Origin of the sequence: Dolichospermum sp. UHCC 0260, from assembly GCF_009711985.1 — a bacterium.
Taxonomy (GTDB): Bacteria; Cyanobacteriota; Cyanobacteriia; order Cyanobacteriales; family Nostocaceae; genus Dolichospermum; species Dolichospermum lemmermannii.
Window position 1 is genome coordinate 59595 of the sequence record NZ_VIKZ01000017.1, and the last position, 14885, is coordinate 74479.

The following is a 14885-nucleotide window of genomic DNA, read 5'->3' on the forward strand; positions in this document are numbered from 1 at the left end:
TTAGCATTTATTTCTGTATCTTAGTAAATTCAATATTAGTTACTTGATTATTTCCTCCAAAATTTCTACAGCTTTTTTGACATTATTATAGTAGGTCGATATATTGTGGTAGCTCATAGTTATACTTCTACCATGAGCTATTTTATGGCGATTTCCAACCACGTTATCTATAGCGGTTTTTATTTGATCATTTATTCTGTTGGTGAATTCATTTGACCAGTCTGAGCTAAATTCATCCAATATTGTTCTCATTTTATTTGTATTACAGTTCGTTATATTATCTATCTTCTTTCCAACAAATTTTTGAATATTTTCTGAAGCTTTGTTTTCACAATATTTTTCTAATAAAACTCTTAAAGATTCCTCAATGAATCCTGATACCAATATACATAAATATTTTGACCATTCACTTTTAATCTCTAGTTCTTCAAAAAGGGCAACTTTTTTAAATAGATTATCTATTCTTTGACGATGAGCTAATATAGATGGATTCATAAATGTGTATCTCTATAAAGCTCTTTCACATACTCCTGTCTCCTCATAATATTTGCTATGCCAGGATTTCTAAAACGTAACCGAAAACGCTCATCATTAATCAGCAAATCGTAAAACTTTTTAAATTTTGAACATTCCAAATCTTTTTCTAACTCTTGAGCAGTTAGAAGCATAATGCTCTCAAAAAGAAGTGTATTAAATGATTTTCTAGGATGAAAAACTTTAGAGCCTATACAATTTTTCAAAAAATCTATTGTTTTGGAAAATATACTTTTTATCTCACTTTCGGAAATTATATCCAAATCCTTGTTTTTTAACATAAATTGATTGAGAAAATTTGTCATATTTCCCGAATGATTTTCTAAATCAAAATGGAGAGCTAAAAATCTTAAAATATGCTCTTGTTCATTAGCCCTAAGATCATCCTTACCATAAAGCTCTCTCCAGGTTTCATTATTTGATAAATCTTGAAGCAGTTCACTAAAAGAACCATGATAAATAGCATTGCGAATTTCCTGGGGATTTAACGGAGTTCCAGTAGTATTCAGTCGTTCAAATAGATAAAATATCCCCCGCGGATCATAACTTTCAGATATGATTATACAGTGGATTATTGCATTATCAAGCTCACGACGCTCAGATGAAGGTAATGTGGAATAAGTTAATCCTTCTAGCTGTTGGACGACACCTTTAAGCTTAAATACTTTCCCATTTGGAAAATATTCTTGAAAGAAATACAGCAAAGTTTTCAGGCGTTGTTGTCCATCTATAACCAGATATTTTTTAGAAAACTTATCTTTAGCAAGGAAGAGTGAAGGACTAGGAAGACCTAATAACAAGGTTTCAATAAAGCGTGATGCTTCTTCTTCATTCCAAACATAGTCTCTCTGAAACCCCGGAATAATAAATTCTTGTTCTTCCATTCGTTTTACTAATGTATCAACAGGAAAATCAGCCCCGTAATACTCAACTTCTAGTCTTGGACTTTCGGTTTTTTGTATGTCGTAGTTCATAGGTTATTTATACATTTATACTTACTATATTAGTGCAATGGTTGCACATCCTCTTAGATCGTAGCTCATCTGCCAGTTTATTTAAATAATATCTATCAGATTGCCATAAACCGTGTCCCTTTTGACTCTTTTACACAACAAACAAACTTGCATCAACGTGAAAAAACTTCCCTAACATCTCAGCTTGTTCTCGCGTCACTCCCACCTCACCATTAATTACCTGAGAAACCAATTCACTCGAACCCAAAACAGGAACTAAATCACCTATTTCTAAATCCCGTGCTTCCAATAAATGTAAAATTCTCGAACGAGGGGTAGAAACATTTAGCTGATAATGCTGACTTTCAAAATCTTCAATTAGCCTTACCAATAATTCCAACAAAGCATTTTCTTCTGCTGTCAGACGAGGACGCGAAAGCAAATCTTCCACAACTGCTAAAAGTCGATCATTTTCTTCCTCAGTTTTAATAACTCGCGGTTGAGACTGAGAAAGTAATTTGCTGTAAACTTCTGAATCAAAAGTAAGGGTCATTTTTCCAGTAGTCTTTGTCATATTCTGCATGAGTTAAGACATATTTAATATAGATGACCTGGTTCTCATAATTAATACTAGCAATTAAACGGTATTTATTGCCTTTAATATTGAAAACTGTCAAATTACCAACAGATTCAGCCTTGGGATAAACAGACTGTACTTCTACTAAATTACCCCAATTAGCTTTACTAACAGTAAAATACCAGTCATCAAGAGGTTCACAACAGTCTGCGTGTTCTTGACAATATTCTCTAAGCTTTTTTCGGCTGATAACGTGCATTAAACTTTAATTTAAACTTGAGCAGCCAATAATTTTATACAGTTATTACAACAATATCACATTCTCAAAATTAGATGGTTTGTTGTGCGATTCTTAAGTCGGGCTAGTACCGCAGGGCAAAAGTCAAAAGTCAAAACTAATATACAGTAGGCTTTTTGGCGATTGAATATGGTTGCTTTATTTATGCCGTGATGTACTAGTTCCCTCCGGGACGCTTTGCGTAGCTTGCTTCCCGTAGGGTACGAGATCGCTACCAATGTACCAGTTGTGTAAGTCCTGTACCTATAACTAAAAATTATATATATATAAATATCACAATACAAATTTATTATGTTTACGGTTGCATAGCCATAACCACACCTTGATATATTCACAGAAGTATTTATATAAACAAAGTAAAAAATATAACACTGAAATTTAAGAATTTCTTTTATAAAAAATCAGCCTAGCCATGCTAAAGTTTTAATCTCGTTATATTCCTTAGCTGCTTCAGCTTATGCATCTGCATTCTTTACATCAACAACACCTTGAAGAATTAGTCAAGAGTAGTGGTATAAACTTAGACTTAATTCGTTTAAACTTCAAATCGCTTCAAGGCATAAATGCTTATGAATATTTGCTGATTTCTGACCAACTCCCTCGCACCAATACAGGGATGATTAAAAACGCTTGGTTACAGCGGTATAGCCACATTACAGAAGGTGGTTGGTGGTGTTCGGGACTCGACCCTCTCAATAATTGGCATAAGATGGAATGGGGATGTTTTAAACCCAACCAACCGCGACAAAATCAAAAGGGCAAATCCATCAAATATGAACATCCTCCCAGCACCCCCACACGCATATTTTGTTTACGCATATCCTTACAAATTTGGCAACAAGTTGGCCAACGTTACAACTTAAATTTACCGGAAAATATTACTATTAATCATGATGATGAAGCCGAAGGTTTTTGGTCATGGGTAATTAAAAATAAAATAGCCATTGTCATTTGTGAAGGTGTGAAAAAAGCCGCAGCCCTTTTAAGCCAAGGATATGTTGCTATTGCTATTCCTGGTATTAATAGCGGTTATCGAGTTATTAAAGATGAATTTGGTAAAGTTACCCGGCGGCAATTAATACCTGATTTAGCAGTATTTACAAACATAAAACGCAACTTTTATATTTGTTTTGATTTTGAAACTCAAGCTAAAAAAATTGCGGCTGTAAATAATGCTATTTCCCAATTGGGTTGTTTATTTCAACAACAAAACTGTCCTGTTAAAGTTGTCGAACTTCCAGGAAAAGAAAAAGGAGTTGATGAATTTATTATTGCTAAAGGTGCAACAGCCTTTGATAAAATTTACCGTCAAAGTGTAGATTTAGATATTTATATTGCCCAAACCAAACCCCATACAGAGTTAACAATTCCCGCTGCACTTACTGTTAACCGTCCTTATTTGGGAAAAATTGCCTTTCCTACCTCTGGTTTAGTAGGAGTGAAATCAGCCAAGGGTACAGGTAAAACCACAGCATTACAAAGCATTGTTCAACGAGCAAAAAATCATAATCAACCAGTTTTATTAATTACCCATAGAATCATCTTAGGACGGTTTTTATGTGATAAAATCGGGATTAAATGGGGTTTTGAGCATGAATCATGGCGGATAGAAGCTGATGAAGTAGCTGTTAAGTGTCCGTTACCAATTACGCCATCTTTGGGATTATGTGTAGATTCAATTTGGAAATTAAAACCCGAAGATTGGCACGGTGCAATATTAATTTTAGATGAGGTTGAGCAGTCTTTATGGCATTTACTCAATAGTAATACCTGTAAACAAAAACGAGTTAAAATTCTTCGTATTTTCCAAAAACTAATTTCTACAGTTCTCACAACAGGAGGTTTGATAATTGCCCAAGATGCCGATTTATCAGATGTATCTTTAGAATATTTACAGACCTTAGCCGGAATTAAATTAAATCCTTGGGTAGTTGTCAATGAATGGAAACCGGAAAAAGGTTGGGATACAACTTTTTATGATTCACCCAATCCCACACCCCTAATTCATCAATTAGAATTAGATTTAATTGCTGGACGTAAATGCTATGTTACTACTGATAGTCGTTCTGGCCGCTACAGTTGTGAAACTATTGAACGTTATTTAAAAGAACGTTTACAGAAACTCAGAAGAGAATTTCCTGAAACTTTAGTAGTTAGTAGTCATACTACTAATACACCTGGTCATGCAGCCGTTGATTTGATAGCTGCTATTAATCAAAAAATCACTGATTATGATACTGTTTTTGTTACCCCTAGTTTGGGAACAGGAATTAGTATTGATGTTCAACATTTTGACCGAGTTTATGGCATTTTTCAAGGGGTAATTCCTGACTCAGAAGCCCGTCAAGCTTTAGCAAGAGTTAGGGATAATGTTCCCCGTATTGTTTGGTGTGCTAAACGCGGTATTGGCTTAATTGGTAGTGGTAGTACAAATTATCGGTTACTGTCTAATTGGTATCAAGAAAATCAAAAAGAAAACTTAGCTTTATTAAGTCCATTACATAAAATAGATGTAGATTTACCTCTAGTTTATGATCCTATTCATTTACGCACTTGGGCAAAATTATCTGCTAGGGTAAATGCTTCTATTCGTCTTTATCGGCAATCAATGCAAGATGGATTAATAACTGATGGTCATCAAATTCAAATGCGAAGTAATGAAGTCCAAAATAACATTCTTCGTGATTTGCGTTTAGCCTTTTTTGCCACTGAACCTAGTGATGTAGAAAATCGCAAACGGTTAATTGTAGAAATTGTTAAAGTGCAAAAAGATTGGGGACAAAGTCTTCAAAAAGCCAAGGAAATTAAACGTAAAATCAAAGAAATTAAGCAGCAAAATCAATCAGCAGCAGCAAATTCTGTAGCTAATGCTAAAGATATTGACTATGTGGAATATGAACAGCTATTAACTAAACATTCTCTCAGCAATGGAGAACGTCATCAAGTTGATAAATATATTCTCAGACAAAGGTATGGAATTGTAGTTACTCCCCAACTCAAAATCCAGGATGAAAAAGGTTATTATGGACAATTATTAATTCATTATTATCTGACTCATGAAAGTGAATATTTTCATGTGAAAGATCAGCAAGAATGGAGTCAGCAGTTATTGTGGGGTGAAGGTAAAGTTTTTCTCCCAGATTTAAGAACCTATACGTTGAAAGTAGAAGCTATGCGGGCTTTGGGAATAATGCAATTTCTGGAAACAGAAAGAGTATTTAGTGAAAATGACGCTGATTTAATTTGGCTAAAAAATGTAGCTGGACAAAGTAGTAGACATATTAAACGCGCTTTAGGTATTGATTTAGTTAGAGGTAAAGAATCTGTTGCGGGAATTAAGTTATTAAGCCGACTTTTAGGTTTGTTAGGTTTGAAATTACAGCAAGTCAATGATGGTTATAAAATTGATTTAGACACTCTAAATGATGGTAGAGATAAAATATTTGCAGTTTGGCAACACCGTGATGATTTGATGTTAACTACTTTACATAATATGGAATGTGAAATTGTAGATTTATCTAAAAAGTCTCAACAGGAAGCTGTACTGATAAGTTAAACAAAAAAACAGATCCCCGACTTCTCAAAGAAATCAGGGATCTATCTGATCTATCTGTGGTAAAATCTATTTTGTGTGCTTACAAGTTACAAAATGAATAAAAATATTGATTTTGATGTTGTTAATGCTTTACACCAACAGGGTTTAGATCATTATCATGATGGTAATTATCAACAAGCACTTGCTAATTTTGATGCGGCTTTAGAATTATATGCTAATTTTTCGATGGCTTATATTAATCGAGGTAATATTTTTCATATTTTAGGTAATTATGAAAAAGCTATTGCTGATTATAATCAATGTATAAAAATCAATCCTAATTTTCCTGAAGCTTACCATAATCGGGGTAACAGTTATTATGCTTTGCAAGAATATCAAAGTGCAATTTCTAATTATAATCGTTCTCTAGAAATTAATCCTAAATTTGGTGCAGCTTACTACAATCGGGGTTTAGTTTATGCCCGTATTCAAGATTATTATCAAGCAATTGCTGATTTTAATCAAGCATTAAAAATAGTTCCTGATGATATTCAAGCATACTATGAGCGGGGTTTAGTCCATAGTAATTTGGGAGATTATGAAAATGCCATTAAAGATTACAACCAAGCATTACAAATTAATCCTACATTAGTTTCAGTATATGGTTTTCGAGCAAATGCACATCACCACCTGGGAAATTATGAAAATGCGATTATTGATTATAATCAAGCATTACAAATTGATCCTCATTTAGCAACAGCTTACTATGGAAGGGGCATGGTACGAGAAGCTATACAAGATCTTATTGGTGCAGTTGCAGATTATACTCAAGCTATAGAAGTATCTCCAGAATTTGCCTCAGCTTACTGTAAGCGAGGAGATGCTTACAAGTTGTTAGGTAATATACAAACAGCTATTCAAGACTATAACCAAGCATTAAAGATAGATTCTGATTCTTTAGCAGCATATTATCATCGAGGAAGTAGTCGCTATATAGCTAAAGATTTTACAGGAGCAATTAGTGATTTTACTGAAGCTTTACGATTAGATTCCCAGTCTGCTGTATTTTATAGCGATCGCGCTAATGCTCGTTATGCCCTAAAGGAGTATCAAAAAGCTATATCAGATTATACTCAAGCCATCAGCATTAACCCTAATTTAGCTGAAGACTGGTTTAATCGCGGTCGTAGTCACTTTCTGCTAGGAGAATTAAATACCGCATTAGCAGATTTAAACCAAGCTATCCAATTACAACCACGCTATCCTTTAGCTTATTTAGTTAGAGCAGACATACATAGACATTTAGGGAATCAGCTAGACGCAATCGCTGATTTCCGTAAATCTGCTGATCTCTATTCTCAGTCAGGAAACACGCGATATTATCAGGAAATTACCAATCTGATTGCCAAAATGTCTCAGACTTGAATAGGGAACAGGGAACAGGGGAGAAACTTCTTTCTTCTTTCTTCTTTCTTCTTTCTTCTTTCTTCCTCCTGACTCCTGACTCCTGACTCCTGACTCCTCAGTTAATTTCTCGATAGCGTTTTTGAAGATCCTGAATTGTGAATAAAGCCTCAAACTGTAACCCAGCCGACTCATATAACGCCCCACCACCTTGCAATCTATCTATTAGGGAAATTACCCTATCTACCGTATAACCAGCCGCCTGTAACCGCTCCACAGCCTTGAGTGCAGATTGTCCAGTTGTTACCACATCTTCCAAAACTACGACTTTTGCCCCCTGGTGTAAACTGGGACCTTCAATGTAAGCCATTGTCCCGTGTCCCTTGGCTTCCTTGCGAATAATTAAAGCTGGTATCAGTCTATTTTCATACACAGAAACCACACTAACTGCGGAGACAATCGGATCAGCACCTAAAGTTAAACCAGCTACAGCTTGAGTATCTTCAGGCAACATTGGTAACAATAACCTCGCCATAGCCAAAGCACCTTGAGGATGGAGTGTGACTTGTTTACCATTAATATAGTAAGAACTACGTTGTCCAGAGGAAAGAACAAAATCACCTTCTTGATACGCAAGCTGGCAAAATAAATCTAGTAGCTTTTGACGGAGAGTAGTTAAATCAGTGGTAACTGCCCAAATATCTGAGTTGCTAGAGGTTTGAGTGGAATAAGACATTACAAACAATTAAAAGTTGTGTTAAACCAAAATTGAAACTCAATAGAGTTATATTTATTAAGCATAAATTAAGATTCACCCAAAACCTAGCGAGAATTAAATTAATTTAATTCTGTCCGCAGAAACGAGCTTGGCTTTCGCGCTGAGAGTGTCAATCTCCCTCTTCGCTGATGACTACCTTACCTCGAAAGATAAAGTAATTGTAGATGTTGTAAAACAACATAATCGCTACGGTATTAGATAAAAGTTCCATACTCTTTAAAGGAGTTAAGTAGAACCGCTTGAACAATTCAAAGTTTGTAGTGAGGAATTTATTCCTCATTTGAGGGCTGAAGCCCTCACTACGAAATCATCTTGGCTTGTTACAGCCTGGTCAAATTGCCACAATTACTCAACTGCACAGTGAATCTGGATTACAACAGCGCCTTCTAGCAATGGGTTTCCGCACCGGTAGGCAAATTGTGATGTTGCGTCGGGGATGACAGTAGATTTGATGATGGCAAAAATCAAGATTGGTAAGGCTGAGGGTGCAGATTTAATGGGGACTATTGCCCATCAAATAGACTGGGTACAGGCTTATAGTTTTATGTTATTTACTCTGCTTTATGTCCCTTGTTTGTCAACTGTTGCCGTGATCAAAAGTGAATCGAAAAGCTGGAAATTTGCAGTTATATCTGTAGTTTGGTCTATTGGTTTAGCTTGGGTAGCAAGTTTTATTTTCTATCAAAGTGCAAGAGCTTTAGGATTTTAATTTTTATAGCAATTTTCGGAGTTGCATAATGGTGGTATAGTAGTCGTTGGTACGGTGAGGCAAGTAACTAGTTGCTTATTTGCTAATTTTCCTTAATGGATGCTACGGTATGGGAATACCATAACTGCCAACGCATTATTTGTAAGTAAAATAAAGATTCGTGCTGTTTAATGCCTTAAAAGTGACTTTTTTCTTACCCGGACAATTTTTGAGTGCTAATTTGTTTTATGGAATCTAAATTTGGGAATTATCAAAAGAAAGTTAACCAGAATGACTTGCTGAAAAAAATTCCTAAATCAATCAATCCTGATTTCATTTACTTGTTTAGAAAGTATCTGTAAGTAATTTCAATCCTCTCCTCACAAAACTACATGAAACTACGTTCATTACTCCTATTTAGTATCACAACTACTCTTTTATTATCTTTACCAGTTAAGGCAAATTCTGATAACAACCAGCTTGAGAACCCAAGTCGCTGGAGTTTAAATAAATCAAATGTACAATTGCCAGAAATTAAATTTATTCCCCCTGATTCTGTCAGCAATATCAGTCCAACAGATACTCGTAACTTCACTGGTATATTGCCTTTAGGAAGAGAAATTTCAGAACTACAAACTCCCATTAAAACATTAATGGCTCGCTACAAATTTCTCTCTCCTGGAATTTTCTTTATGGACTTGGAAACAGGGGATTATTTAAGCATTAATGGAGATAAATCTTTTGCGGCTGCTAGTACAATTAAATATCCGATTTTAATTGCTTTGTTTCAGCAAGTAGATGCTGGAGAAATTCAATTAGATGAAACTTTAGTAATGGGCAGGAAACATATAGTTGGTGGCTCTGGAAATATGCAATATGCAAAGGTGGGAAGTAAGTTTAGTCTCTTAGAAACTGCAACTAGGATGATGACTATTAGCGATAACACTGCAACGAATATGATCATAGATCGTTTAGGCGGGATTACTCAATTAAATCAAAAATTTCGCAGTTGGGGATTGGAAAATACTGTTATGCGAAACAGACTGGGAGATTTTAAAGGAACTAATAAAACCAGCGCTAAAGATTTGGTAAAACTATCAGCTTTGATGGAAAATAATCAGTTAGTTTCCAATACAAGTGAATTACAAGTAATAGGTATTATGAATGGTTGTCGGAATAGAAGTTTATTACCTTCTGGTTTAGGTTCTGGGGCGAAGATAGCGCACAAAACAGGAACACTTAGGTTTATATTAGGAGATGCAGGTATCATTGAAACGTCATCAGGTAAGCGTTATTTAGCAGGAGTTTTTGTGCAAAGACCGAATCATGATGCTAGAGCAAAAGATTTTATTCGTCAAGTTTCTCAGGTAGTCTATGGTTATTTTGACCAACCAAAACTAAGTACCCAAAGAAGCTAGTAAATCTACACAAATTACAGTAGAAGTTATTTCTAAATCTAAACAAGTTTGTGGGAAAGTCACTTCATATAAAGATGTGTCTATACATTATTCTTTATATGAAGTGATTAAAATTTTGGATTTTTCACGCGATTACAAACATCATCAGATCCAATAATGAATGGGAGATATAAATCCACCATTACCCCAACAGATTATTACTAGCTTCTCTTAAACAAGATAACTGGTATTTGGCACAATGGGAAATATTGCATACTCATACCAAGCTGTCCAGATAAAACTGCGAATCCAGCGTTGACGTTTTTCCAAACTTAATTCATACGCAAATGCACCAGAAGATTCATCAATGGAAGATAAATGAGAGTTACAACCACAGCCATGTTGATAGGTAAACCCGTATTTGGAGGCGATACTTTGTACCTTCATTTGGATTGCAAATACCTTACCTGCGTGGAGAATAGCATCCCAAGAACGTTTATGTTCTATATCCCGTTGATCAAATCTTAAAGCCCGTTCTTCAAACACATGATCTCGATAAATTGGAGCTAAATGTACATGATAGAAACTAGCTGGTAAATCATATCCAAATTCATCAAAAAGTTCTAAACCAATACGAGCTACTTTTACTTCGTTATTGTATTCAGAACCCTTTGATTCAAAATTATGTAGAACTTCTCCAAAGTTCGGATAGTTGTGAACCATAAAGTCATGTCCATAAAATTCCAGAGTTTCCTGTGCCATTTGTCCAAATAGCTGGGAAAATGACGGTATTAAATGAGATAAATGGGGGCGTTCATTAAACAAATCAACATCACCATATTGCAGTTTATATTGAAATAACTGCGCCATTTCCACATAAATTTGTGGATTACTGAATCTGACGTTTGCTCTACCTTTAGCGATATCTTGCCATACAGAAGGTAGTTGAGAAAGGGTAACGGCATTTTCACCAACAATGACTGCAACGTTAGAGACTTCTTGAAGCTGCATATCCAATTTCCGCAAAGAGATTAATTAGTTAGTTTACTGTAAAGAATCCCTTTTTTATCTTTTCAACATAATAATAAATGTTTGACAGACTGTCTTTTGACATTTAACTTACAAGTAGGTTGGGTTGACGCAAGGAAACCCAACATTGTCGGAATTTTGTTGGGTTGCGCTGTCGCTTAACCCAACCTACTAGTCTGTTAAAGACATTTTGACGCATAAAGAAGAAATGAACCGCGAAGGACGCAAAGAGCGCGAAGGGAGAAGGAAGAAGGAAAATTTATTTACCCGTCATTTAGTTCTTGACAGACTACTACAATATATTCACAAAAATATATACGGTTAAATCCATTTTCAACCATCTTTTAATATTCGTTGTCGGACTCGTTCTATAATTATTCCCTCTTCAGGAGATAACCCATTAACTAGCATTTCATATATTAATGGTACACCCAACTCTAATTCTTCTAAAAGTAGACTTTGGCTAAATACATCTTCTGGTGTTCCTTCTAGCATCAATTGTCCTTTATCCATGACAAAAACCCAATCTGCCCAACGATAGACTAAATCTAAATCATGAGTTGCCATTAATAGAGTATTGCCATCTTCATGAATTTTTTTCAGAGTTTTCATCAAGTTTCGAGTATGCTTAATATCTAAATATGCAGTGGGTTCATCTAATACTAAAAGTTGTGGTTGTAGTACCATTACATCAGCTATAGAAACTCGTTTTTTTTGTCCTAAACTTAAATGATGTACTGGCTTTTCTGCTAAATCAGTTAACCCAAACTCAATTAAAGCTTGTTCGACTCGATTCTTAATTTCTGTTTCCGGTAAACCTAAATTACACAAACCATAAGAAATATCTTCCTCAACGGTAGAAGCTACTAATTGTTGTTCTGGATCTTGAAATACTAAACCAACTTTTTGGCGAATTTTACTGAGATGTTGACGATTATAAATTAACGGGTTACCACACCATTTGACAATACCAGAATTTGGTTTATAAAGTCCATTAGCTAATAAAAAAAGTGTGGTTTTTCCACAACCATTTTGTCCAATTAAGGCACACTTTTTTCCAGAAGGAATCTTCATGGTTAAACCATTCAAAGCTGATTGTTGTAGCCTTTGTGAACCTGGATACGTGTAATGTACTTGCTCAAATTCGAGTAAATATTCCTGCATTTTGGCAAATTTCTAATCCTATTAATAATACACAGCCACAAATTGCTTCAATGGTATATCGTGGAGATGGACGATAACGTCGGGGATGCCAAAATCGCAATTCACCACTAAAACCCCTTGCTTGCAATCCTAGAGAAAATTGACTATATTGTTGTAGAGTTCGCTGTAATAATTGTCCAATTAATAATGCTAAACTTTTCATGCTAGTTTGCCAATTAGAATAGCCACCGCGAGAATTTTGTGCTGTCAATAATTCATTAGCTGTTTTGAGCAAAATGAAAATAAACCGATACATTAGTAATAGCAAATCAGTTAAAAGTGCTGGAAATCTTAACTGACGGAGAGTTTGCAAAATTTCTGTGAACGGGACAGTTAACATGAGAAAATATAAACAAGATGTAGAAGCTAATGATCTAGTTACAATTCCCCATGCTTGAATAATGCCACTACGACTGATATAAATATAGAAATGTCCAAAATTTAGCCCATACCATGAGTCTAATTGGACAATTTGCACATCAGCAATTGCAACTCCATTTACTATTAGTGCTGGTAAACTTGTTAAACAAAAAACTATGGTGAACATTAACAATCGCCAATAAACACCAACCGGAATTTTTGCATAAATTACTGTCCAAATGCTCATCCAAATTACTATCAAGATTTGGACTAAAGGATGAGCGCAAAGAGAAATAATCAGAGTCGTCAATGCAAAAATAAGTTTATGTTCTGGTGGTAATCTTCTCAGTTCATTAGTATAAGCTAAAGTATCTAGTTGTAGGGTCATTCTTCACTTTTTGGCTGTTGGGAACGTCCTTTATAAATACCTATTGCATAACCAACTACTCCCGCACCTAACGCCGCTTGAGAAGCAAATAATAAACTGGCTATTTCTCCACTAGCTGGCTCAAATATTGATTTAACCCAGGGTTTATATTCAGGTTGGATTTCTGTAATAGCGGCTTTGGCTTTGTCGTCAGAACCAGCAAATTTACCACCCCGCACAAATATTAAAGGTGCAACTGCTAAAGCTAAAACGCCTAATATTAAAAACCAGTTATTTAAACTTTTTTTAGATTGGTTCATGACTTTGATTTTTTCCCTTAATTAATTGCAGAAGTTCCAATTCTTGAGGATTATAAGATTGTAACCAGTTCCAAACCAAGACAGTTAATAATCCTTCACTAATTGCTAAGGGTACTTGAGTAATAGCAAAAATTCCCGCGAACTTGGCAAATGAAGCGATAAATCCACCCACAGGTGCAGGAAAAGCCAAGGCAAGTTGGATAGAAGTAATAATGTAGGTGAGTAAATCTGCCAAAGCCGCGGCTAAAAATATGGCGATTTTTTGTTTACCACTCAGGCGCATTGTGAAATTATAGATCCAATAAGCTGCGAATGGGCCAGCGATCGCCATTGAAAAAGCATTTGCACCCAAGGTAGTTAATCCACCATGTGCCAGTAACAAAGCCTGAAATAACAATACTAAGCTACCCAAAACTGTCATGGTCAGGGGTCCAAACAGCACCGCACCTAACCCTGTTCCTGTGGGGTGAGAACAGCTACCTGTGACAGAAGGGATTTTCAACGCTGACAGCACAAAGGTAAAAGCACCAGCCAAACCTAACAAAAGTTTCAATTCTGGGTTAGCTTGGGTAATGCGAGTCAAACTCCCCAATCCTAAAACAAAAAATGGTAATGCCACAACCCACCAAAATATCGCCCATTGCACAGGTAAAAACCCTTCCATAATGTGCATTGCGTAGGCAGGTTTGGGAAAATTAACTACCAGGTAAAAACTAATAACAGCCATGAAGATGAGATTAACTAACCCCGGTTTTTTCCTAGATATCATCTGTACCTCGCAGATTTATATAAACGTCTTTTCTTTTTTATCGGCGGGCATCCTGACTCACCATATTATGGCTCACAGTTGCGGGACAGCGCCGGATTTGCACCAGACTTTCCCCCTCACGTCCAATGGCTGTTCCCCATCAGAACCGATTTTGGTAACTATATCACATTAGAATCAGAAATAAATCACAATATCACGTTGTTAATCTGCAAGGTGGCAAAATAAATCTAGTGTCAATTTACCTAACTACTTACAAATCATTAAAAGTTGTGTTACACCTAAGTTGAAACTCAACAGACTGAATACCATTTTGGAAATTTACCGCGTCAGTAAAAACAATGGGTTCTGGAGTTTGATTTACTCACCCCAGAACTCAAGACTATTCTGCAAATCATCCCACAAATTATTGGCTTGAAAAAAATTCTACAACTTCACGTCAGGGGGAAGCAGCACTTTGTCAATTACATGAATTACGCCGTTACTAGCTTTGACATCTGCTTTGGTAACTTTAGCATTACCTATAGTGACTCGACCTTTCTTAACTTGAATCTTTACTGAAGCACCTTCAACTGTTTTGACATCACCAGCCTTGATGCTTTTAGCAGTAATTTCCCCAGGAACTACATGATAGGTCAAAATCTTGACTAAGGTGGCTTTGTTTTCTGGCTGCAAC

General features: G+C 35.7%; 17 protein-coding genes and 1 riboswitch. Of the genes, 6 read left to right on the plus strand and 11 right to left on the minus strand.

What is annotated here, in order from left to right; translation table 11 throughout:
- Nucleotides 1–39: 39 nt before the first annotated feature.
- The 4 genes from FJR08_RS08840 to FJR08_RS08855 form a co-directional block, all read right to left on the minus strand.
- A complete protein-coding gene (locus FJR08_RS08840; RefSeq protein ID WP_168632908.1) occupies nt 40–495 on the minus strand; it encodes a HEPN domain-containing protein in 456 nt (151 codons plus the stop codon).
- On the minus strand, nt 492–1508 hold the full coding sequence (locus tag FJR08_RS08845) for a DUF262 domain-containing protein (RefSeq protein WP_168632909.1): 1017 nt from the start codon (nt 1506–1508) through the stop codon (nt 492–494). The genes FJR08_RS08840 and FJR08_RS08845 overlap by 4 nt, the downstream gene beginning before the upstream one ends.
- Before the next feature lie 130 nt (nt 1509–1638).
- Nucleotides 1639–2040 (minus strand): type II toxin-antitoxin system HigA family antitoxin, encoded by a 402-nt coding sequence (locus FJR08_RS08850; protein ID WP_254435719.1) that lies wholly within the window; start codon nt 2038–2040, stop codon nt 1639–1641.
- Nucleotides 2024–2323, minus strand: coding sequence for a type II toxin-antitoxin system HigB family toxin (locus tag FJR08_RS08855; RefSeq protein WP_168632911.1), 300 nt, complete (start codon nt 2321–2323; stop codon nt 2024–2026). Before FJR08_RS08855 ends, FJR08_RS08850 begins: the two co-directional genes overlap by 17 nt.
- Nucleotides 2324–2819: 496 nt before the next feature.
- Between FJR08_RS08855 and FJR08_RS08860 the strand changes: the two genes are divergently transcribed.
- Both FJR08_RS08860 and FJR08_RS08865 read left to right on the plus strand, forming a co-directional pair.
- Entirely contained in the window at nt 2820–5918 is a 3099-nt protein-coding gene (locus tag FJR08_RS08860) for a plasmid replication protein, CyRepA1 family (protein ID WP_168632912.1), read from the plus strand.
- Between the two features lie 93 nt (nt 5919–6011).
- Entirely contained in the window at nt 6012–7322 is a 1311-nt protein-coding gene (locus tag FJR08_RS08865) for a tetratricopeptide repeat protein (RefSeq protein ID WP_168632913.1), read from the plus strand.
- 97 nt (nt 7323–7419) lie between these two features.
- On the opposite strand, the gene pyrE is transcribed toward FJR08_RS08865, so the two are convergent.
- Nucleotides 7420–8037, minus strand: a complete 618-nt coding sequence (pyrE, locus tag FJR08_RS08870) for an orotate phosphoribosyltransferase (RefSeq protein ID WP_168632914.1) — start codon at nt 8035–8037, stop codon at nt 7420–7422.
- Nucleotides 8038–8396: 359 nt separating this feature from the next.
- On the opposite strand from pyrE, the gene FJR08_RS08875 reads away from it, so the two are divergent.
- The 3 genes from FJR08_RS08875 to FJR08_RS08885 all read left to right on the plus strand — a co-directional run bounded on the left by FJR08_RS08875 (nt 8397) and on the right by FJR08_RS08885 (nt 10185).
- Entirely contained in the window at nt 8397–8519 is a 123-nt protein-coding gene (locus FJR08_RS08875; protein ID WP_148279055.1) for a FeoA family protein, read from the plus strand.
- Nucleotides 8516–8788: a nucleoside recognition domain-containing protein gene (locus FJR08_RS08880; protein WP_041458070.1), complete on the plus strand. Its 273-nt coding sequence runs from the start codon at nt 8516–8518 to the stop codon at nt 8786–8788. The genes FJR08_RS08875 and FJR08_RS08880 overlap by 4 nt, the downstream gene beginning before the upstream one ends.
- A gap of 371 nt (nt 8789–9159) precedes the next feature.
- Nucleotides 9160–10185 carry a serine hydrolase gene (locus FJR08_RS08885; protein WP_015080686.1) on the plus strand — a complete coding sequence of 342 codons (1026 nt, stop codon included), beginning with the start codon at nt 9160–9162 and terminating at the stop codon, nt 10183–10185.
- A 210-nt stretch (nt 10186–10395) separates the two neighbouring features.
- On the opposite strand, the gene FJR08_RS08890 is transcribed toward FJR08_RS08885, so the two are convergent.
- A complete protein-coding gene (locus FJR08_RS08890) occupies nt 10396–11175 on the minus strand; it encodes a hypothetical protein (protein ID WP_015080685.1) in 780 nt (259 codons plus the stop codon).
- Between the two features lie 208 nt (nt 11176–11383).
- Here FJR08_RS08890 and FJR08_RS23990 point away from each other — a divergent pair, with 208 nt between their 5' ends.
- On the plus strand, nt 11384–11518 hold the full coding sequence (locus tag FJR08_RS23990; RefSeq protein WP_256369717.1) for a hypothetical protein: 135 nt from the start codon (nt 11384–11386) through the stop codon (nt 11516–11518).
- Between the two features lie 8 nt (nt 11519–11526).
- On the opposite strand, the gene FJR08_RS08895 is transcribed toward FJR08_RS23990, so the two are convergent.
- The 5 genes from FJR08_RS08895 to FJR08_RS08915 all read right to left on the minus strand — a co-directional run.
- Nucleotides 11527–12357, minus strand: a complete 831-nt coding sequence (locus tag FJR08_RS08895) for an energy-coupling factor ABC transporter ATP-binding protein (protein WP_168632915.1) — start codon at nt 12355–12357, stop codon at nt 11527–11529.
- Entirely contained in the window at nt 12332–13144 is an 813-nt protein-coding gene (gene cbiQ, locus FJR08_RS08900) for a cobalt ECF transporter T component CbiQ (RefSeq protein WP_168632916.1), read from the minus strand. Before cbiQ ends, FJR08_RS08895 begins: the two co-directional genes overlap by 26 nt.
- Nucleotides 13141–13443: an energy-coupling factor ABC transporter substrate-binding protein gene (locus tag FJR08_RS08905; protein WP_168632917.1), complete on the minus strand. Its 303-nt coding sequence runs from the start codon at nt 13441–13443 to the stop codon at nt 13141–13143. The genes cbiQ and FJR08_RS08905 overlap by 4 nt, the downstream gene beginning before the upstream one ends.
- Nucleotides 13430–14212: an energy-coupling factor ABC transporter permease gene (locus FJR08_RS08910; protein WP_168632918.1), complete on the minus strand. Its 783-nt coding sequence runs from the start codon at nt 14210–14212 to the stop codon at nt 13430–13432. The genes FJR08_RS08905 and FJR08_RS08910 overlap by 14 nt, the downstream gene beginning before the upstream one ends.
- Nucleotides 14213–14236: 24 nt before the next feature.
- Nucleotides 14237–14377: riboswitch (cobalamin riboswitch) on the minus strand.
- A 258-nt stretch (nt 14378–14635) separates the two neighbouring features.
- Nucleotides 14636–14885: fasciclin domain-containing protein (locus FJR08_RS08915; RefSeq protein WP_174783039.1), on the minus strand; the 250-nt coding region annotated here is incomplete at its 5' end.